The following is a 20,046-nucleotide window of genomic DNA, read 5'->3' as shown; positions in this document are numbered from 1 at the left end:
GGTGCCGAGCGCACCCCCGTGAATGTGCGCGTTTCGTGACAGACGGAACCCTGGCCGCCGGCCCCTTCGTCCTCCCGGTGTACCGACAGGACAGACCGGTAGGGAAGGCTCCGTATATCGCCTAGGGTCAAGGGGCGGGGACGGAGCGCAAGCACGGCAGCGAGGACAGTGGCATGGCACAGGCGTACGTGACGGAGACGGGGAACGGCGGCTCGGAGCCCGAGCCCTCCGGATCCCGCTTCCTGCGGCGGCTGACCGGCCTGCTCAAGGACCGCGGGACGTGGCGCCGCGGCGTCGTGGTCGCGTCCGTGGCGGTGCTGATCGCCCTCGTGATGATCTTCCACGCGGAGCTGCCCAACGACATCGGCAACACCGGCAGCCTCATCGAGACCTTCCTGCCCTGGCTGGGGCTGGCCGTCCCGGTGCTGCTGGCCGGCGCCCTGTGGCGCAGGTCCGCCACCGCGCTGCTCGCCGTCACGCTGACCGCCGTCGTCTGGGTGAACCTCTTCGGCAGCCTCGTCACCGACAAGTCCGGCCCCGGCGGCAACCTGATGGTGGCCTCCCACAACGTGGACGCCGACAACCCCGACCCGCGCGGCACCGCCGCCTCCGTCGCCCGCGCCGGCGCCGACGTGCTCGCCCTGACCGAGCTCAAGCCCAGCGCGGTGCCCGTCTACGAGCAGGCGCTCGCGGCGACGTACCCCTTCCACGCGGTGGAGGGCACGGTCGGCGTGTGGAGCAAGTTCCCGCTGACCTCCAGCCAGCCGGTGGACATCAAGATGGGCTGGACCCGGGCCATGCGCACCACAGTCGAGACCCGGCGCGGACCGATCGCCGTCTACGTCGCCCACCTGCCCTCGGTCCGGGTCAAGCTCGACGCCGGCTTCACCGCCAACCAGCGCGACAACAGCGCCGAGGCGCTGGGCCAGGCCATGGCCCGCGAGCAGCTGCGGGTGGTCCTGATGGGCGACCTCAACGGCACCATGAACGACCGGGCGCTGTCCCCGGTGACCTCCCAGATGCGCTCCACCCAGGGCGCGGCGGGCGACGGCTTCGGCTTCAGCTGGCCGGCCCAGTTCCCGATGGCCCGGATCGACCAGATCATGGTCCGCGGCATCCGGCCGGAGGCCTCCTGGACCCTGCCGCGCACGGGCAGCGACCACCTGCCGATCGCCGCCCGGCTCACGCTGTAGCCGGCGGGGCCTGCGCCCGCCGGGGCCGCGGGGGGCCGGCGGGCGGGCGGAGCCGGCGGGCGCAGGCCTCGCCGGGCGGGGCCTCGCCGGGCGGGCCGGCCCCGGTGGGGCCGGCTCCTCAGGCCTGTTCGCGCCAGCCGTTGGTGATCGGCAGCCGGCGGTCCTTGCCGAAGCCCTTCGCGGAGATCTTGGTGCCCGGCGGGTACTGGCGCCGCTTGTACTCGGCCGTGTCCACCATCCGCAGCGTCCGCGCCACCAGCTCCCGGTCGAAGCCGGCCGCCACGATCTCCTCCAGGCCCTGGTCGCCGTCCACGTACCGGGTGAGGATCGCGTCGAGCACCGGGTAGTCCGGCAGCGAGTCGGTGTCCACCTGGCCCGGGCGCAGCTCGGCGCTCGGCGGCTTCGTGATCGAGTTCTCCGGGATCGGCGGGGTCTCGTCCCGCTCCTGGGCGGCCCGGTTGCGGTAGGCCGCGAGCCGGAAGACGTCCGTCTTGTACACGTCCTTGATCGGGCCGTACGCGCCGACCGAGTCGCCGTAGAGCGTCGAGTAGCCCACCGCCAGCTCGGACTTGTTGCCCGGCGCCAGCACGATGTGGCCCTCCTGGTTGGACACGGCCATCAGCAGGGTGCCGCGCAGCCGCGACTGGAGGTTCTCCTCGGCGAGCCCGGTCAGCCCCAGGGCCCCCATGTACGCGTCGAACATCGGCTCGATGGAGACCGTACGGAAGTTCAACCCGGTGCGGCGCGCCAGCTCGGCCGCGTCCTGCCGGGAGTGCTCGGAGGAGTACTTCGAGGGCATGGAGATGCCGTACACGTTCTGCGCCCCGACCGCGTCGCAGGCGATCGCGGCGACCAGCGCCGAGTCGATACCGCCGGACAGGCCCACCAGGACCGAGCGGAAACCGTTCTTCCGTACGTACGCGCGCAGGCCCACGACCAGCGCGTCGTAGATCTCCTCCTCGTCGTCCAGGCGGTCGGCGTACCCGCCGGTGACCACCGGCTCGTAGTCCTGCGCCGGCGCCTCGGACAGGACCACCCGGTCGATGCGCAGACCGTCGTCGACCACGCCCTCGGGGGCGTCCGGCGCGGCGGCCGGCAGGTCGAGGTCCACCAGGACGCAGCCCTCGGAGAACTGCGGGGCGCGGGCGACCACCTCGCCGTCCCGGTCCACCACGATCGTGTCGCCGTCGAAGACCAGCTCGTCCTGACCGCCCATCATCGCCAGGTAGGCGAGGGTGCAGCCGGCCTCCTGGGCGCGCTTGCGCACCAGTTCCAGGCGCAGGTCGTCCTTGTTGCGCTCGTACGGCGAGGCGTTGACGGACAGCAGCAGTCCGGCCCCCGCCGTGCGGGTGGCCGGGACCCGGCCGCCTTCCTGCCAGAGGTCCTCGCAGATGGCCAGGGCCACGTCCACGCCGCGCACCCGCAGGACCGGCTGGGTGTCGCCGGGGACGAAGTAGCGGAACTCGTCGAAGACGCCGTAGTTGGGGAGGTGATGCTTGGCGAAGCGGAGCACCACCTTGCCGCCGTGCAGCACCGCGGCGGCGTTCTGCGGGGCGCCGGCCGGGCGGCCGAGGCGGGGGGTGCCCTTCTCGGCGCGGTCGAGGTAGCCGACGACGACGGGCAGTTCGCCCAGGCCCTCCGCGGCGAGCCGCTCGGCGAGCTCGCGCAGGGCCGTGCGGGAGGCCTCGACGAAGGAGGCGCGCAGGGCGAGGTCCTCGACGGGATAGCCGGTGAGCACCATCTCGGGAAACGCCACCAGGTGGGCGCCCTGCTCGGCGGAGTGCCGGGTCCAGTGGACGATCGAGTCGGCGTTGGCCGCGATCGCGCCCACGTGCGAGTCGATCTGATTCAGAGCGAGGCGAAGTTGAGGCACGGGGCCCAGTGTAATCGAGTAATCGTCCTTCTGACGCGATGTCCTGGGCCCCGGGGATTTCGGGGGCGGGGGGCGGGCGGCGGCCGATCGGGCGGCGGACTTCGCCGGCCGATCGGGTGGGTCCGGCCCGCCCCGTCAGCCGATCGGTCGGGTCCGGCCCGCCCCGTCAGCTGATCGGTCCGGCGAACTTCGCGCTCGGCATCAACGTGCCGGGGGAGAGGTCGGCGGTGACGGCCGTGGTGCCCTCGGGCACCTCCCAGGCGAACACCCCGGTGGCGGAGGCGCCCGGCATGATCGACCCCTTGATCAGCTTCGGCATCGTGGTGTCGAAGACCAGCGCGGCCGTCATGCCCTTGTCGTCACGGACGTTGGGGACGGCGTAGATGACCTCGTGGGGCTCGCTGGAGGTGTTGGTGATGGTGGCCGACAGCTGGACGGCGTTCTTGACCGTGCGGCGGCCGTAGTCGGTCTCCGGCTTGTACTTCACCGGCTTCGACAGGGTCACCTGGATGCCGTTGTCGAGTGTGACGGTCTCGCCGAACGGCACGGCGCTGGTCACCCCGCGGACGTCCGAGGGCTTCGAGGGCTTCGAGGGCCGCGCGGGCGACGACTGGCGCGGGGCGGTCCCGGGGTGGGTCGGCTGGCCGGGACGGCTGGGGTAGCCGCCCTCCGCGTCCTCCAGGTCCTCGTACTCCCGGTCCATCCGCTGGTCGGCCCGGTGGGTGACCTCCTCGACCACCTGCTTGGTCAGGAAGAAACCGCCGACGGACCCGGCCAGCGCGAGCAGCCCGAGGCAGGTGCCCGCCACGGCCATGCCCTTGCGCGGGGCGCCGTTGCCGGCCCGGACCAGGGCGCCGATGCCGAGGCCGACCGCGACCAGGGCGAGGATGCCGCCGATCCAGAAGACCAACGGGATCGGCGCGGCCACCAGACCGACGCAGCCGACGGTCAGCGCGGCGACGGCGAGCCCGTTGGTGGCGGGCCGCCCGTACGGCAGGGGCGCGTACGGGCCACCGGCGAAGCCGGGCGGCGGGGGCCACGGGGCGCCGGGGGCGGCGGCGGGGGCGGCGTGAGCGCCGGGGGCGGTGGGCGGGGGGACGAAGGTGGGGGACGGGGGTGCGAAGGGGTTCGGCGGGGCGGGGGCCGGGGTCGGGGCGGGGACCGGTGCGGCCGGGGGTACGGGGGCGGGCTGGGCGGCGGGGGCCGGGGGCTGGGCCTGGGTCGGGGCCTGGGCCTGAGGCGGTACGAGCGGTGCGTCCGCGAGGGTCACGGCGTCGTGCACGGACGGGGCCGGGGGCCCGGAGGCGGCGGTGGCCGCCGTGGCGGGGGTCTTGCGGAGGGAGAGGGCCGGCGGGGGCGTGCTGCCCGGGGCGGCTGGGGCGGCTGGGGCCGCGGGGGCGGCCGGAGCCGGGGCGGTCGGAGCTGCCGGCGCGGACGCAGGGGGCTCCAGGGACGCGGAGGGCTCCAGGGGTGCTGGGGATTCCGGGGGCGCAGACGGCTCCAGGGGTGCAGTGGACGCCGGGGGTGCAGTGGACTCCGGGGACGCAGGCGGCTCCGGGGATGCAGCGGATTCCACGGGCATAGGCGACTCCGGGGCCGCGGGGGCGTCCGAGGCGGCCGACTCCGGCCCCGCCGTGGTCTCGGGCTCGGGGACCGATATGGACGCGGCCCCGCTCGCCCCGGTGGGGTCGGGCGTCCCGGTCGCCCCGGCGGTGGGCGCGGCCGCGGCCGCCCCGGCGGTGGGCGCGGCCTCGGCCGTCCCCGCGGCGTCCGGCATCCTCGTTGTTCCGGTCGCTCCGGTCGCTCCGGTCGCCTCGGTGGTTCCGGTCGCCTCGGTCGTTCCGGTGGTTCCGGTCGTTCCGGTCGCCTCGGGCACGGGCGCGTCGCCGGCCGGCTGCGAGGGCGGGGTGGCGGACGGCTGCGGGGGCGTGGTCATGCGGGGGGTGAGTCCTTACCTGGTCCTGATGCGTCGATGATCGCCCACCCTGCCATGCCCCGCGGACAGTCCCCCACCGAATTCGCCGGGAGCGGGCCACCCGCGCCGATTTGAGGGCAGAGGCAACGAAATCTGCCGCGGACCCGTCTTAAAGGGCATGGGAAACAGTCGGATGGCCGAGTGGATGCGGGGTGAGGACACCCCGCAGCGGTGGGACGGACGTCAGCGCCCGGAGGGCCCGGGCGGCGCCGATGCCTGGCGCCGCGCGCCGGTCCAGGCACGGCCCGACGCCGGCCGGGCCCCGGGCGGGGCGGCGGCCCTGCGCGGCCCGGCGCGCGTCCTGCACCGGATAGGCCCCGTCGTGTCCAGCAAGGGCACCCGGCCGGTGGCCGGCCTGCTGGCCCTCGGCGCCCTGGCGTACGCCGCCTGGGTGCTGGAGGTCGTGTTCTCCACGGGGCTGAACCCCATCGAGACCTACGTCAGCGAGCTCGCCGCCCAGGACCAGCCGCTCGGCGGTCTCTTCCGGGCCACGGATTTCGTGGCGGGCCTGATGGCCTTCGTCGGCGGACTGCTGGCCCTCGTCAGACTGACCACCTACCCCGAGGCCCGGCGCGCCTGGGCCGTCGCGGGGTGGGCCGGCGTCACCCTGTTCGGCGCGGCCACCGCCGCCGACGCCTGGCTGCCGCTGAGCTGCAAGCCCACCGTCGACCCGGTGTGCGCCGCCCGTGAGACGGCCGGGCTCGTGCCCGCCACCCACCAGGCGCACGCCGTCAGCAGCACCCTCGCCATGTGCGGGGCGCTGCTGGCCATCGTCGCCCTCACCGTCGCCGCCCGGCGCTACGGGTGGTGGGAGCCGCTGGCCCGGACCGGGCCGGTGCTGGCGGTCGCGGAGATCGTCGCCACGATATGGACCCTGGGCGCGATAGCCCTGTTCACCGCCGGGCGCGGCACCTGGGCGCTGGGGGCCGGGCAGCGGCTGCAGGTACTCCTGGTGGCGCTGTGGCTGGGGCTGCTGGCGTACTCCGTCCACCAGGAGCGCCGGACATGACCGGGCGCGCGCCGCGCTCGCCGTACGAGGGGTTCGTGCGGGCCGGTGCCGACGGCGTGCCCCTGCACGTGGTGGTCGAGGGCAGCGGTCCGGTGTGCGTGCTCACCGCCGGCCTGGCGATGAGTTGGTACGACTGGGACCCGGTGGTCCCGCTGCTGGCCCCGCACCGCACGGTGGTCCGGTTCGACCGGCCCGGCCACGGGCTGTCCGGGCCCGCCGTGGCGCCACCGACCGCCGCCGGTGAGGCCCGGCGTATCGCGGCGCTGCTGGACGCGCTGGGCGCGGACGCTCCGGTCACGGTCGTGGGGCACTCGATCGCCGGGTTCCACGCCGAGGCCTTCGCCCGGCTGCACCCGGCGCGGACCGCCGCGCTGGTGCTCGTCGACAGCAGTGTCGAGGAGGAGCCGAGGACCCTGCTGCCGTCGGGCGTACGGACCGCGGCCGCCCGCGGGTTCGGCCGGGCCCTGACCGCCGCCGGGCTGCCGGCGGCTCTGGGCCCGTGGGCCCGGCGGGCCACCGTACGGGCCACCCGCACCGGCGGCCCCGACCCGGCCCCGCGCGCCCTGACCGACCGCTGCTACCGCACCGGCCGGGTCTGGCAGGGCGCCCTGCTGGAGAACGCGCGCTATCCGGACATGGCGGCGGAGCTGCTGACCCTGCGCACCACCCACCCCCTGACGGCCCGCACCACGGTCCTGGCCGCCTACGACGGCTCGGCCCGCCCCTGGCCCCTGACCTGGCTGACCCGCCAGACCGCCCTGGCCGACACCCTCACCGCCGACTTCACCGTCGCCGAGGGCGCAGGCCACCTCGTCATGCTGGACCACCCGGAGGAGGTGGCCCGAGCGGTTCTGCGTTAGCGGGCGGGGCCTTGGGGGTGGGGGAGGCGGCGGTGAGGGGAGCGGGAAGGGGGGAGGGGAGAGGGGGCGCGCGAAGGGGAGGGGAGCGGGAAAGGGGGGAAGCGGGGAAGGCCGCGCCGAGGGCCAGCGTGCATGTCCTCTGGCACCGGCCCCAGGGTGGTGCCTCACCTTGGCCGGGCGGCCCGCCTCAGCGGGTACCAGGGTCTGGCCGGGCTGCTGCCCCGGCTCGCGACCGCAGGCGCGCGCCGCAGCGCCACGTCTGCAGCGCCTGACGCCCACACGCCTGCTGGTCCGGCGCGTCTGCTGGGCCTGCGCGCTTCCTGCGCCTGCACGCCTGCTGGGCCGCAGGCCCGCTCGCGCCCGAGGCGCCCGCCATGCCCGCAGCGCCTGCACGCCCGCACGCCTGCTGGTCCGGCGCGTCTGCTGGGCCTGCGCGCTTCCTGGGCCTGCACGCCTGCTGGGCCCGCACGCCCACTCGCGCCCACGGCGCCCGCCATGCCCGCAGCGCCCGCATGCCCGCAGCGCCTGCACGCCCGCACGCCTGCTGGGCCCGCACGCCCGCTCGCGCCAGCGGCGCCCGCCATGCCCGCAGAGCCCGCACGCTCGCAGAGTCCGCGCGCCCGCAACACCTACACGTCCACACGCCTGCTGGTCCGGCGCGTCTGCTGGGCCCGCGCGCTTCCTGGGCCTGCACGCCTGTTGGGCCCGCGCGCCCGCTGCGCCCGCCGTGCCCGAGGGCCCACACGCTCGCAGAGCCCGCGCGCCAGCATGCCCGCTGCGCCCGAGCCCGCATGCCCGCTGCGCCCGAGCCCGCATGCCCGCGCCCGCCCGCGGCCCCCGCCCTGCTCGTAGAGCCCGCGCGTCCGTCTGTTGTGCGCGCTGGCGCCCGTACGCATGCGCACGGGCACCAGAACGGTCGAGGTGCGCCTGAGCGGTCTGGTGCGTGGGCGCCCTCGCCGGTGCCTGACCTCAACGGCTTAGAGCGGGCCGGCGGCTCGTACGGTGGGCTGCTCGCTGCGCTGCGCTGCGCTGCGCTGCGCGGCGGGGGTGGGGGGCAGGGCCCCGGCCCCCCGGGGTGGCCGGCCGTGCCGGGCGGGATGCCCGGCACGGCCTGGGCTCAGGGGCGGGGCGTGGCGCCGCGCTGGGTGAGCATGGTGGTCATCAGGGTGATTTCCGACTGCTGGGCCTCGGCCATGCCTCGGGCGAGGTCCCGTTCCACCGGGGTCTTGCACAGCCTCGCGCAGGCCTCGGCCATGGCGACGCCGCCCTTGTGGTGGTCTGTCATCAGCTGGAGGAAGAGCACCTCCGCGTCCCGGCCCTCGGTGGCGGCGAGCTGCGCGAGCTCCTCCTTCGTGGCCATGCCCGGCATCAGCGCGCCCGGCTTGGCCGTCACCCCGCCCATGTCGTGCCCGGTGTGCCCGGACCCGGCCGCAGACCCCGACCCGGCCGCAGAGCCCGACCCGGCCGCGGAGCCCGACCCGGTCGCCGGCGTGGCCCCGGTCGCCGGCGCCGCCCCGGCCCCGGTCGCGGTCGCGGCCCCGTGGCCGCCGTGCCCGGCATGGCCGCCGTGCCCGCCGGTGCCCTGGCCCTGTCCCGGCCCGCCGGTTCCGGTGCCGGCACCGGCACCGGAACCGGCGGCCATCCATGCCATCGGCTCCTGGTCGGCCGCGACCTTCGGCAGGCCCCACAGGTCCAGCCAGCCCAGCATCATGCCCCGCTGGTTGGCCTGGGTGTTGGCGATGTCGTAGGCGAGGTTGCGTACCGCCTCGTCCTTCGTGCGGTCGCGCACGATGAAGGACATCTCCACCGCCTGCTGGTGGTGCACCGACATGTCCCGGGCGAAGCCCGCGTCCGCCGACGTGGTCGTCGGGGTGTGCGCCCCGCCGCCGTGCCCGTCCCCGTCCCCGTCCGACGAGCCACCGGTCGCCGTGGCGACCGTGGCCCCCGCCGCGAACAGCAGCGCGAGCAGCACGGCGCCCAGCAGCAGCGCGTACGTACGGTTCAGGCGGATCACCCGCTCCGTGCTCACTTGTCGCCCGCCAGCCCCATCGTGCACGCGGCACCCGGCTCAGGGGTCTGCGGGCCCTGCACGTACTTCGTGAAGAACTGGTCCACCCGCGGGTCGGCCGCGCCCTCCACGGTGACCTGCTTGCCCCACGCGGACAGCATGATCGCGCCGGCCTGGTCCTTGACCGGGCTCATCAGCGTGTAGGGGGTCTTGGCGACCTTCTCGGCGAGCTTGTCGACGTCGGCCTTGTTCGCCTTGTCGCTGTACGTCACCCACACGGCGCCGTGCTCCAGCGAGTGGACGGCGTTCACCTCGGGAACGGGGTTCTTGTAGACGTCGCCGTTGCAGTTCATCCAGCGGGGGTTGTGGTCCCCGCCGACCGGCGGCTTCATCTCGTACGAGACCGGCGTCTCGACGTGGTTGCGGCCGAGCTTGCTCGCGTCCCAGGTCTGCTCGTCCTTGACGGGGGTCGTGCGGGCCGTCTCGGCGGCGCGGGCGCGGTCCTTCTCCTGCTGCTTCTGGTCGAGCAGGACGTACGTCCCGAACCCGACCAGGCCCACGACCACGGCCACGGTGGCGGTGATCGCCATGATCTTGTTGCGGCGTTCGCGGGCCCGCTCGGCGCGCCGCATCTCGGCTATGCGCGCCTGCCGGGAGGTGTCAGGGGTCCTGGTGGCCATGTCTGTGCCGTCCTTCTGCTGAGGGGGGTGGGTGGAACGTCAGAGCTCACTGCACCGCAGCCGTCAGGTCCGCAGCACCTGAAGGACATGGAGGTCGGGGGCCCGGGCCGGGGCGCGCGGCGGCCTGATCCGCCCGTCCGGGCCGGCCCCGGCCGCCGGTGGCGGCTCCGCCCGCGGCGGCACGACGACCGGCGGCGGCACGGGCAGCACGCCCGGCGCCACGTGCCCCCGGTGGGAGCAGCCGGGCAGGTCACCGGGGCAGACGTACGAGGCGTGCGCGGCGTACGAGGCTCCGGCGGCGGTCCGTGTCCCGGCAGCGGCGGCCCGTGTTCCGGCAGCATCTGCCCGCGAGCCCACCGCTGCGCCCTGCGCACCCTGCGCTGCGTCCTGCGCGTCCGCAGCGGTGCCCTGCCAGACCCCGGCGCCGTACGAGGCGGGGGAGGCGTACGCGGCCGGCCCGTGGCCGGGCGTCGCCCCGGCGCCGCCGCCCGCCCGGGTGCACAGCAGGAGCGCTCCCAGCAGGGTCGCGAAGGCGCACAGAAGGGCACCACGGCGTACGACGGGACGCCGGTGGCGCCTGAGCTGCGTGTGTCCCCGGCCCCCCATGGCCGCAGATGGTAGTGCTCATGACGGCCCCGCGGTCAGAGCGGGGGTGCCGCGAGGTGGGGCCGGTGCGTAATGTGGCGGAAACCACTGCCCGCGATACTGGCCCGGCACGGTGGTGGACAGGCCGTCTGAACTGCGAGGATGAAGGCATGGACAAGCAGCAGGAATTCGTCCTCCGGACGCTCGAGGAGCGCGACATCCGCTTCGTGCGCCTGTGGTTCACCGACGTACTGGGCTTCCTCAAGTCCGTCGCGGTGGCCCCGGCCGAGCTCGAACAGGCCTTTGACGAGGGCATCGGCTTCGACGGCTCCGCCATCGAGGGCTTCGCCCGGGTCTACGAGTCCGACATGATCGCCAAGCCGGACCCGGGGACGTTCCAGATACTGCCGTGGCGCGCCGAGGCCCCCGGCACCGCCCGCATGTTCTGCGACATCCTGATGCCCGACGGCTCCCCGTCCTTCGCGGACCCCCGCTTCGTCCTCAAGCGGATCCTGGCCAAGACCTCCGACCTGGGTTTCACCTTCTACACCCACCCGGAGATCGAGTTCTTCCTGCTGAAGGACAAGCCGCTGGACGGCTCGCGCCCCGTCCCGGCGGACAACTCCGGCTACTTCGACCACACCCCGCAGAACGTCGGCATGGACTTCCGCCGCCAGGCCATCACCATGCTCGAATCCATGGGCATCTCGGTCGAGTTCAGCCACCATGAGGGCGCACCCGGCCAGCAGGAGATCGACCTGCGCTACGCCGACGCGCTCTCGACGGCCGACAACATCATGACCTTCCGCCTGGTGATGAAGCAGGTCGCCCTGGAGCAGGGCGTCCAGGCCACGTTCATGCCCAAGCCGTTCTCGGAGTACCCGGGTTCGGGCATGCACACCCACCTGTCCCTCTTCGAGGGCGACCGCAACGCCTTCTACGAGTCGGGCGCCGAGTACCAGCTCTCCAAGATCGGCCGCTCCTTCATCGCGGGCCTGCTGCGGCACGCGGGCGAGACCTCGGCGGTCACCAACCAGTGGGTCAACTCGTACAAGCGCATCTGGGGCGGCTCCTCGCGCACCGCCGGCTCCGGCGGCGAGGCCCCCTCGTACATCTGCTGGGGCCACAACAACCGCTCGGCCCTGATCCGCGTCCCGATGTACAAGCCGGGCAAGATGGGCTCCTCCCGGATCGAGGTCCGCTCGATCGACTCGGGCGCCAACCCGTACCTGACCTACGCCGTCCTCCTCGCGGCCGGCCTCAAGGGCATCGAGGAGGGCTACGAACTCCCCGCCGGCGCCGACGACGACGTCTGGGCCCTGTCCGACGCCGAACGCCGCGCCATGGGCATCGAACCCCTCCCGCAGAACCTCGGCGAGGCCATCGCCCTGATGGAACGCAGCGAACTGGTCGCCGAAACCCTGGGCGAACACGTCTTCGACTTCTTCCTGCGCAACAAGAAGCAGGAGTGGGAGGAGTACCGCTCCGAGGTTACCGCCTTCGAGCTGCGCAAGAACCTGCCCGTGCTGTAGCAGCGCGGGGCGTGGGGTGCGGCCCCCGTGGCGTGGTTGCGCTGCGGGGGCCGTTTGCCGTCAGGGTTCGGTCAGGGGCGGATGGCCGGGCGCCACGTGGTGTGGGACGGGCGGGTGGGGTCGGTGGTGGGGACGGTCGAGGTGACGTGGAGTTCGGCGTCGAGGCCGAGGACGACCGTGGTGGTGGCGCCGGCCGGTTCCAGGACGCTGGCCGGGGCGCCGGCGTAGAGCATCCGGGACTCCGTCCACTCCGGCGGTGCGCCGAGGGACGTGGTGCCGATCGCGCCGGAGCCGGCGCGGCCCGAGACCAGGCGGCCGGCCACGCTGACGGCGCCGTAGCCGGCCCGGCCGCCCGCCTCGGTGACGTCCGAGACCACCGGGCGGGTGCCGTCGGCGGTGACCAGGGCGGTGCGGACGAGCCCCGAGTCCGGGCGGCGGAACCACAGCCGGACCCCGTCGCCGTCGGCGGTGGCCGTCAGCGGGACGGTCGTCGCGGGCAGGCCGGTGGGGAAGGGCCCCTGGAGCGGGGCGCCCGGCGAGGGCTGGATCCAGGCCAGGACCGTGGTGGCGGTGGTGGCGTAGACGTGCCGGCGGCCGGCGGAGTCGGTGGCGGTCGCCGGGTCGGACTGCAGGTCCGAGCCGCCGAGCGTGGCCCAGGGGCCGAAGCCGCCGTCCGGCTGCTGCTCGCTCGCCCGCAGGGTGCGCCCGGCGTCGCGCAGGTAGACGGTCACCCGGCCGTCCGGGGCCACCGCCAGCACCGGTCCGCTGATCGCCGAGGTGCCGTCCTGGTCGGCCCGCTCGGGGGTGCCGAGCGACTGCCAGCCCCCGAAGGGCCCGTCGGCCGCGGACTGGACGGCGTAGACGACCTCGCGCCGGTAGTCCTGCGGGCGCTGCCCCAGCGTGGTGCGGGTGCCGACGACGGCGACGCGGCCGTCGGGCAGGGTGGCGGTCGTGGCGCCCGGGTCCATGCCGGCGCCGGGCAGCAGGGTGGGGCCGGACCACCGGGCCTCGGGGCCGGTCCGGGTCCAGTACGCCATGTGGCCGTCGAGGACGGAGAAGGCCCAGAGCCGGCCGCCCGCGCCCTCGGTCAGCCAGGAGGTGTGGTCGCCGCGCGAGTAGCGGATGCTCTGCGCCCAGTCCCGGCCGGCGGGACGGGCGGCCACCTTGCGGTCGCCGCAGCCGGAGGAGCTGCCGCAGTACGGCGCGCGGTCGAGCCAGGCATAGGTCTTGAGGTAGTTCAGCTTCGTCTCGACGGTCGTGGGGTCGAGCACGTGCGGCAGGGAGCCGTTGAGGTAGCCGAGGTAGTTCTGGACCGAGAAGTGCGGGCGGTCGGTGACCTGGGCGTACCGCTCGGTGGCGGCCTGCACGAAGCGGGCGCCGTACATGTGGTCCTGGTGGTCGGTGATCTTGCCGTCGGAGAACTTGCCGGGCGTCGGGTCCTGCATGCGTATCGTCGTCGGCTTGTACCGCTCCAGGACGCCGGCGATCGTGCGGATCACCTGGTCCTTGGTGTACGTGAAGTTCTGCTTGACGGGGGTGCCGGAGGTGAGCTGGGAGGCCAGCGCCGGTATCCGGCCGTCCCACAGCCCGCGCATGCTCTCCGGGCGGTCCGCGCCGATGCTGCCCGCCTCGCGCATCTGGAGCCAGACCAGGTTGACCTCGGGCTTGGCGACCAGGACGTCCACCTCGGCCCAGCCGCCGCCGTCGGTGGGTATCGCGGTGCGCTTCCAGGCGCTGGTGCGGTCGCCGGTGGCCATCTGGGCGTAGGCGGACCGTATGCCGTTCTGCCGGGCCTCGGAGTAGCGGGCGAGGTCGGCGGGCTGCTTGGGGTCGCCGAGGTGTCCGCCGGCCTGGTTGATGCCGTCGGCCTCGCCGGAGGTCAGGAAGGTGGTGGTGACCGGGGTGCCGGAGAGGATCGAGCGGCTGAGGTCGGGGTTCATGAAGAACAGGTCGTCGTCGGGGTGGGCGACGACCTGCAGGACCGAGCCGGAGGTGGTGCTGGCGCCGAGCGCGGGCGTCTGCGGCGGGCGCGGCGCGGCGTCGGGCGTGGAGCCCTGGCCCTCGGCGACGGCGAGGACGCCGGTGGTGCCGGCGGCGAGCACCGTGAACAGTGCCGCGAGGCGTATGTGGCGCCGGGCAACGGGCATCGGTCAGGCCCCCCGTGGTCGTGCAGGTCCGAAATCGTGCTGGTCGTTCAGAGAGAGGTCATTTCGCGGAAGTTGGTTCACCGACTCGACCGATGACTCCGTTGCATCCGACATGGACCGGATCCGATTGTGCCTTGAACGGTCGCGATCGCCCGTAACGGGCCGGAATGCGGGCGGTAGTTGATGGGGATTAGGTGATATTTGTCCGTATTGGCGCTCAAGGGGTGTCCGGGCGCCCGGTGTTACGCAGATCACGCCGCGGACGCCCGTGACCTGGGGCGGAGCCCGCGCCCGGGTCGCCGCGCCCCGTCCCGGGCGCCCCGTCTGTGACGTCGCACACCTTCACGCGCACGCGCCCCCCCCATGCGCCACCCGCACGTCCCCCGCGCACGCCACCCGCACGCCCCCCGGCACACACGCCCCATGCACGAGCCCCCACCCCACCACCCGCCCCCGCCCCACCACCCGCCCCCGCCCTCGCGCCCAACCCCACACCCCCACACCCCCACACACGCCCACCCCCAGGCACACCCCCCGACGCCCCGCATCCGCCCCCGAAAAGGCCTAGGCTCGACCGCAGGCAGGCGAAGTGGAGAGGAAAGGCGGCCACGTGACGGTCCCCGGACGCCGGAGCAGCACGTTCATCCAGCTGCTGCGCAGCGGATTCACCGACCCCTCGGCCGCGGCCCGGCTGCTCGACTCCGCCGCGCTGTCCGCCGTCCGCACCGACCCCGTCCTCCTCGACGCGCTCGGCGCCACCGCCGACCCCGACCTCGCCCTGCGCGGCCTCGTCCGGCTCGCCGAGGCCCAGCCCGAGGACGAGCGGCCCGCGTTCCTCGCCACCCTGGTCAGCGCCAAGCCGCTGCGCGACCGGCTGCTCGGGGTGCTCGGCGCCTCCGAGGCCCTCGCCGACCACCTCGCCCGCCACCCCTCCGACTGGCGGGCCCTGCTCACCTACGAGACCTCCGCCGACCTGCACCCCGGCCTCGCCGAGTTCGAACGGGGCCTGGCCCCGGCCGAGGACCCCGTCGCGCTGCGCGTCGCCTACCGCCGCTGCCTGCTGTCCATCGCCGCCCGCGACGTCTGCGGCACCATCGACGTCGCCGAGACCGCCGCCGAGCTCGCCGACCTCGCCACCGCCACCCTGCGCGCCGCCCTGCGGATCGCGAGCGCCGCCGCCCCCGAGGACGCGGCCGCCTGCCGGCTCGCCGTCATCGCGATGGGCAAGTGCGGCGGCAACGAGCTCAACTACGTCTCCGACGTCGACGTGATCTTCGTCGGGGACGCCGCCCACGGCACCGACGAGGGCAAGGCGCTCCAGGCCGCCACCCGCCTCGCCTCGCACCTGATGCGGATCTGCTCCGAGACCACCGTCGAGGGCTCGATCTGGCCGGTCGACGCCAACCTGCGCCCCGAGGGCCGCAACGGACCGCTGGTGCGCACCCTCTCCTCCCACATGGCCTACTACCAGCGCTGGGCCAAGACCTGGGAGTTCCAGGCCCTGCTCAAGGCCCGGGCCGTCGCCGGCGACCCCGAGCTCGGCGCCCAGTACGTCGAGGCCATAACACCGCTCGTGTGGCAGGCCGCCGAACGCGAGAACTTCGTCGCCGACGTCCAGAAGATGCGCCGCCGCGTCGTCGACAACATCCCCGCCGCCCAGGTCGACCGCGAGCTGAAACTGGGCCCGGGCGGCCTGCGCGACGTCGAGTTCGCCGTCCAGCTGCTCCAGCTCGTGCACGGCCGCAGCGACGCCTCGCTGCACTCCGGCACCACCCTCGACGCCCTGCACGCCCTGGCCGCCGGCGGCTACGTCGGCCGCACCGACGCCGCCCAACTCGGCGACGCGTACCGGTTCCTGCGCGCCATGGAGCACCGCATCCAGCTCTACCGGCTGCGCCGCACCCACCTCGTCCCCGAGGACGAGGCCGACCTGCGCCGCCTCGGCCGCTCCATGGGGCTGCGCACCGAGCCGGTCGCCGAGCTGACCAAGGCCTGGAAGCGGCACGCCTCCGTGGTCCGCCGGCTGCACGAGAAGCTCTTCTACCGGCCGCTGCTCGACGCGGTCGCCCAGCTCGCCCCCGGCGAGATCCGGCTCTCCCCGCGCGCCGCCGGCCAGCGCCTGGAGGCCCTCGGCTACGCCGACCCCGCCGCGGCCCTGCGCCACCTGGAGGCCCTGGCCTCCGGTGTGACCCGCAAGGCCGCCATCCAGCGCACCCTGCTGCCGGTGCTGCTGGGCTGGTTCGCCGACTCCGCCGACCCGGACGCCGGCCTGCTGAACTTCCGCAAGGTCTCCGACGCCCTGGGCAAGACCCCGTGGTACCTACGGCTGCTGCGCGACGAGGGCGCCGCCGCCGAGAACCTGGCCCGGGTGCTGTCCGCCGGCCGGCTGGCCCCCGACCTGCTGCTGCGCGCCCCCGAGGCCGTCGCCCTGCTCGGCGACCCCGAAGGGTTGCAGCCGCGCAGCCACGAGGCCCTGGAGCAGGAGGTCCTCGCCGCCGTCGGGCGCGCCGACAGCGCCGAGGCCGGGGTGAGCGCCGCCCGCGGTGTCCGCCGCCGCGAGCTGTTCCGCACCACCGCGGCCGACATCATCGCCTCGTACGGCACCGAGGACCGGCCGGCCACCGAGGACCACGGCGCCCTCGTCGACCGGGTCGGCGACGCCGTCTCCGACCTCACCGCCGCCACCGTGGCCGGCGCGCTGCGCGCCGCCGTCAGCGCCCAGTGGGGCGACACCCTGCCGACCCGGTTCGCGATCATCGGCATGGGCCGCTTCGGCGGCCACGAACTGGGCTACGGCTCCGACGCCGACGTCCTCTTCGTCCACGAGCCCCGCGAGGGCGTGGACGAACAGGAGGCCGCCAAGGCCGCCCAGGCGGTCATCGCCGAGATGCGCCGCCTGCTGCAACTGCCCACCGCGGACCCGCCGCTGCTGATCGACGCCGACCTGCGGCCGGAGGGCCGCAGCGGTCCGCTGGTGCGGACGCTGTCCTCCTACGCCGCCTACTACAAGCGCTGGTCCCTGGTCTGGGAGAGCCAGGCCCTGCTGCGCGCCGAGCCGGTGGCCGGCGACGAGGACCTCGGCCGCCGGTTCATCGAGCTCGTCGACCCGCTGCGGTACCCGATGGAGGGCCTGGGCGAGGACGCGGTCCGCGAGATCCGCCGGCTGAAGGCCCGGATGGAGTCCGAACGGCTGCCGCGCGGTGCCGACCCCGCCCTGCACACCAAGCTCGGCCGCGGCGGGCTCAGCGACGTCGAGTGGACCGTCCAGCTGATCCAGATGCGCCACGCCTGGGCCGAACCGGGCCTGCGCACCACCCGGACCCGCCGCGCCCTGTCCGCCGCGCGCGCGGCTGGGCTGCTGCCGACCGAGGAGGCGCAGATCCTGGACGAGGCCTGGGTCCTGGCGACCCGCGTGCGCAACGCGGTGATGCTGGTCCGCGGCCGGGCCGGCGACACCTTCCCGTCGGACTCCAGGGAGCTGGCCGCCGTCTCGCGCTACCTGGGCTACGGCCCCGGCAAGGCCGGCGAGATGCTGGACGACTACCGCCGCACCACGCGCCGGGCCCGCGCGGTCGTGGAGGACCTCTTCTACGGCGCCTGACGGGTGCGGAAGCGGTTCAGCAGGGCCTCCGCCGCGGGATGGCGGTCCGTGCGGACCGGGTGGCGGGGGAGGCGGTGGGGCAGGGAGCCGTACCAGGAGCGGGAGACCGCGTAGCCGAAGCCCAGGCAGAGCATGCCGCCCACGGCGTCGAGCCAGAAGTGGTTGGCGGTGGCCACGATGACGACGAGCGTCGCGGTCGGGTAGAGCAGGCCCAGGATCCGGGCCCAGGGGGCGGAGGCGACCGCGAAGATCGTCAGGCCGCACCAGAGCGACCACCCTATGTGCATGGAGGGCATGGCCGCGTACTGGTTGGACATGTGCTTGAGGTTGCCCGAGGCCATCGAGCCCCAGGTGTGGTGCACCAGCACGGTGTCGATGAAGTCCTGGCCGTTCATCAGCCGGGGCGGAGCGAGCGGGTACAGGTAGTAGCCGACGAGCGCCACACCGGTGGTGGCGAACAGGACCATGCGGGCCGCGGCGTACCGGCCCGGGTGGAAGCGGTAGATCCACACCAGCACGCCGATGGTCACGATGAAGTGGAGGGTGGCGTAGTAGTAGTTCATGCCCACGATCAGCCACGTCACGGAGTTGACCGCGTGGTTGACGGTGTGCTCCACGGCGATGCCGATCCGGCTCTCCACGGCCCAGATCCAGTCGGCGTTCGCCAGCGCGACGCTCTTCTGCTCGGGCACGGCGTTGCGGATGAGCGAGTACGTCCAGTAGCTGACCGCGATGAGCAGGATCTCGAACCAGATCCGCGGCCGGCGCGGGGCCCGCAGCCGCTCCAGCAGAGCGTGACCGGTGTCCCGACGGGCCTCCGTCTCGGTCACGGTGGGTGACGAGACGTCCGTCGGGGTTTCCAGTGTCTTCACGCTCGATTCACCCATGGGGAGAGAGTCTGCCAGATGGGTCCTCGCCCTCCGATCATCCCTCGGGACGGTCTTCGGCGCACGGGGTCCCCCGCAGGGACGACATCCTCCCCCGAGAACACCGCACGGCGCGGCAGGGCCGCCGCCCTACCGCTTGGGGCCGGACGCGGTCGAGCCGCGCACGACCAGCTCGGGCATGAAGACGAACTCGGTGTGCGGGGCCGGAGTGCCGCCGATCTCCTCCAGCAGGGTCCGCACCGCCGCCTGGCCCATGGCCTGCACCGGCTGGCGGATCGTGGTCAGCGGCGGGTCCGTGAACGCTATCAGCGGGGAGTCGTCGAACCCGACGACGGAGACGTCCTGGGGCACGCGCAGCCCCTGCTGGCGGGCGGCCCGGATCGCGCCGAGCGCCATCATGTCGCTGGCGCACACCACCGCCGTGCAGCCCCGCCCGACGAGCGCGGCCGCGGCCGCCTGCCCGCCCTCCAGGCTGTAGAGGGAGTGCTGGATCAGCTCCTCGGTCTCGGCGTCGCCGAGACCGAGCCGCTCGCGCATCGCCAGCCGGAAGCCCTCGATCTTGCGCAGCACCGGCACGAACCGCTTGGGCCCGACCGCCAGCCCGATCCGGGTGTGGCCGAGCGCGGTCAGGTGGGTCACCGCCAGGTGCATGGCGGCCCGGTCGTCCGGCGAGACGAAGGGCGCCTGCACCTTGGGGGAGAAGCCGTTGATGAGGACGTAGGGGACGCCCTGGGCGCGCAGTTGGTCGTAGCGCGTGGTGTCGGCCGTGGTGTCGGCGTGCAGGCCGGAGACGAAGATGATCCCGGAGACCCCGCGGTCGACCAGCATCTCGGTCAGCTCGTCCTCGGTGGACCCGCCGGGGGTCTGGGTGGCGAGGACCGGGGTGTAGCCCTGCCGCGTGAGGCCCTGGCCGATGACCTGGGCCAGGGCGGGGAAGATCGGGTTGTCCAGTTCGGGGGTTATCAGCCCGACCAGTCCGGCGCTGCGCTGGCGCAGCCGCACGGGACGTTCGTAGCCGAGCACGTCGAGCGCGGCCAGCACGGACTCGCGGGTGCCCGCGGCCACACCGGGCTTGCCGTTGAGCACGCGGCTGACTGTGGCTTCGCTGACCCCCGCCTGGGCTGCGATGTCGGCAAGCCGTGCGGTCACGGGATTGGACTGTACCGGTCGGACGTTCACATTGCCCACCACGTGCACGAATCCGGGGGCAGCAGGACCGTGCGGCCGTCGGTCTCCACGGGCGCGCTGGACAGGACGGGCCGCCCGGGCGCGGGCAGTTCCACCCGGGCCGAGGTGGTGTTGAGGGTGCAGGCGAAGCCGGGGCGGCTGAAGAGCAGCACTCCGTCGGGCGCGGGCAGCCACCGCATCCCGACCGCCGGACCGTCCCCGGTGCCCGCCTCCGGGGCGCCCAGGCCTGGAAGCGCGCGGCGCAGTTCCAGGGCGGCGCGGTAGAGCTCCAGCGTGGAGTGCGGGTCGCCGGTCTGCGCGGCCACGCTGAACGCGCCCCACCCCTCGGGCTGCGGCAGCCAGCTCCCGCCCGGCCCGAAGCCGTACGGCGGCTCCCCGCCGGACCACGGGATCGGCACCCGGCACCCGTCGCGCAGCCCGTCCTGCCCGGCCGCCTCGGACGCCGAGGCGGTCCCCGGCGCGGGCGTGGGCGCGGGCACCACGGTGGGCTACGGCCCCGGCAAGGCCG

At 74.4% G+C, this 20,046-nt stretch carries 14 protein-coding genes and 1 pseudogene; 6 read left to right on the top strand and 9 right to left on the bottom strand.

Translation table 11 applies throughout. The features are described 5' to 3' along the window. Positions 1-173: 173 nt before the first annotated feature. A complete protein-coding gene (locus LG632_RS17015; RefSeq protein WP_226728163.1) occupies positions 174-1,193 on the top strand; it encodes an endonuclease/exonuclease/phosphatase family protein in 1,020 nt (339 codons plus the stop codon). 118 nt (positions 1,194-1,311) lie between these two features. On the opposite strand, the gene LG632_RS17010 is transcribed toward LG632_RS17015, so the two are convergent. Then, on the bottom strand, positions 1,312-3,066 hold the full coding sequence (locus LG632_RS17010; RefSeq protein ID WP_226728162.1) for an NAD+ synthase: 1,755 nt from the start codon (positions 3,064-3,066) through the stop codon (positions 1,312-1,314). Positions 3,067-3,232: 166 nt separating this feature from the next. Next, positions 3,233-4,348 carry a DUF4190 domain-containing protein gene (locus tag LG632_RS17005; RefSeq protein WP_226728161.1) on the bottom strand — a complete coding sequence of 372 codons (1,116 nt, stop codon included), beginning with the start codon at positions 4,346-4,348 and terminating at the stop codon, positions 3,233-3,235. Positions 4,349-4,724: 376 nt separating this feature from the next. Here LG632_RS17005 and LG632_RS17000 point away from each other — a divergent pair, with 376 nt between their 5' ends. From LG632_RS17000 to LG632_RS16990, 3 genes are all read left to right on the top strand, one after another. Continuing rightward, positions 4,725-5,042 carry a hypothetical protein gene (locus LG632_RS17000; RefSeq protein WP_226728160.1) on the top strand — a complete coding sequence of 106 codons (318 nt, stop codon included), beginning with the start codon at positions 4,725-4,727 and terminating at the stop codon, positions 5,040-5,042. Positions 5,043-5,363: 321 nt separating this feature from the next. Beyond that, the gene (locus LG632_RS16995) at positions 5,364-6,050 is read left to right on the top strand and encodes a DUF998 domain-containing protein (protein ID WP_226728176.1); all 687 of its coding nucleotides are present in this window, start codon (positions 5,364-5,366) and stop codon (positions 6,048-6,050) included. Continuing rightward, complete coding sequence (locus LG632_RS16990) at positions 6,047-6,910, top strand: alpha/beta fold hydrolase (RefSeq protein WP_226728159.1); 864 nt, start codon at positions 6,047-6,049, stop codon at positions 6,908-6,910. Before LG632_RS16995 ends, LG632_RS16990 begins: the two co-directional genes overlap by 4 nt. Before the next feature lie 1,117 nt (positions 6,911-8,027). Here LG632_RS16990 and LG632_RS16985 read toward each other — a convergent pair. The 3 genes from LG632_RS16985 to LG632_RS16975 form a co-directional block, all read right to left on the bottom strand. Next, positions 8,028-8,915 (bottom strand): DUF305 domain-containing protein, encoded by an 888-nt coding sequence (locus LG632_RS16985; RefSeq protein WP_264201910.1) that lies wholly within the window; start codon positions 8,913-8,915, stop codon positions 8,028-8,030. Between the two features lie 20 nt (positions 8,916-8,935). Continuing rightward, positions 8,936-9,598 (bottom strand): thioredoxin-like domain-containing protein, encoded by a 663-nt coding sequence (locus LG632_RS16980; RefSeq protein ID WP_226728157.1) that lies wholly within the window; start codon positions 9,596-9,598, stop codon positions 8,936-8,938. Positions 9,599-9,661: 63 nt separating this feature from the next. After that, a complete protein-coding gene (locus tag LG632_RS16975; RefSeq protein ID WP_226728156.1) occupies positions 9,662-10,204 on the bottom strand; it encodes a hypothetical protein in 543 nt (180 codons plus the stop codon). 149 nt (positions 10,205-10,353) lie between these two features. Here LG632_RS16975 and glnA2 point away from each other — a divergent pair, with 149 nt between their 5' ends. Then, positions 10,354-11,715 carry a gamma-glutamylpolyamine synthetase GlnA2 gene (gene glnA2, locus LG632_RS16970; RefSeq protein WP_226728155.1) on the top strand — a complete coding sequence of 454 codons (1,362 nt, stop codon included), beginning with the start codon at positions 10,354-10,356 and terminating at the stop codon, positions 11,713-11,715. Between the two features lie 71 nt (positions 11,716-11,786). On the opposite strand, the gene LG632_RS30275 is transcribed toward glnA2, so the two are convergent. Continuing rightward, a complete protein-coding gene (locus tag LG632_RS30275) occupies positions 11,787-13,862 on the bottom strand; it encodes a PIG-L family deacetylase (protein WP_264201908.1) in 2,076 nt (691 codons plus the stop codon). Between the two features lie 610 nt (positions 13,863-14,472). Between LG632_RS30275 and LG632_RS16960 the strand changes: the two genes are divergently transcribed. Then, a complete protein-coding gene (locus LG632_RS16960) occupies positions 14,473-17,463 on the top strand; it encodes a bifunctional [glutamine synthetase] adenylyltransferase/[glutamine synthetase]-adenylyl-L-tyrosine phosphorylase (RefSeq protein WP_226728154.1) in 2,991 nt (996 codons plus the stop codon). Here the strand turns inward: LG632_RS16960 and LG632_RS16955 are convergent. From LG632_RS16955 to LG632_RS16945, 3 genes and pseudogenes are all read right to left on the bottom strand, one after another. Continuing rightward, positions 17,451-18,350, bottom strand: a complete 900-nt coding sequence (locus tag LG632_RS16955; RefSeq protein ID WP_226728153.1) for a phosphatase PAP2 family protein — start codon at positions 18,348-18,350, stop codon at positions 17,451-17,453. The two genes, LG632_RS16960 and LG632_RS16955, sit on opposite strands and share 13 nt — an antisense overlap. A gap of 129 nt (positions 18,351-18,479) precedes the next feature. Beyond that, positions 18,480-19,499, bottom strand: coding sequence for a LacI family DNA-binding transcriptional regulator (locus tag LG632_RS16950; protein ID WP_226728152.1), 1,020 nt, complete (start codon positions 19,497-19,499; stop codon positions 18,480-18,482). 26 nt (positions 19,500-19,525) lie between these two features. After that, positions 19,526-19,981: pseudogene (locus LG632_RS16945) on the bottom strand (alpha-glucosidase); the annotation flags it as partial. Positions 19,982-20,046 lie beyond the last annotated feature (65 nt).

This window comes from Streptomyces antimicrobicus (assembly GCF_020532625.1).
GTDB classification, from domain to species: Bacteria; Actinomycetota; Actinomycetes; order Streptomycetales; family Streptomycetaceae; genus Streptomyces; species Streptomyces antimicrobicus.
Note: the sequence above shows the minus strand (reverse complement) of the source record. Positions and strands in the feature narration are given on the sequence as shown.

Coding starts and splice junctions, on each gene's coding strand:
- LG632_RS16980 (WP_226728157.1), bottom strand. CDS start 9,598: ATGGCCACCAGGACCCCTGACACCTCCCGGCAGGCGCGCATAGCCGAG.
- LG632_RS16955 (WP_226728153.1), bottom strand. CDS start 18,350: ATGGGTGAATCGAGCGTGAAGACACTGGAAACCCCGACGGACGTCTCG.
- LG632_RS30275 (WP_264201908.1), bottom strand. CDS start 13,862: ATGCCCGTTGCCCGGCGCCACATACGCCTCGCGGCACTGTTCACGGTG.
- LG632_RS17000 (WP_226728160.1), top strand. CDS start 4,725: ATGGACGCGGCCCCGCTCGCCCCGGTGGGGTCGGGCGTCCCGGTCGCC.
- LG632_RS16990 (WP_226728159.1), top strand. CDS start 6,047: ATGACCGGGCGCGCGCCGCGCTCGCCGTACGAGGGGTTCGTGCGGGCC.
- glnA2 (WP_226728155.1), top strand. CDS start 10,354: ATGGACAAGCAGCAGGAATTCGTCCTCCGGACGCTCGAGGAGCGCGAC.
- LG632_RS17015 (WP_226728163.1), top strand. CDS start 174: ATGGCACAGGCGTACGTGACGGAGACGGGGAACGGCGGCTCGGAGCCC.
- LG632_RS16975 (WP_226728156.1), bottom strand. CDS start 10,204: ATGGGGGGCCGGGGACACACGCAGCTCAGGCGCCACCGGCGTCCCGTC.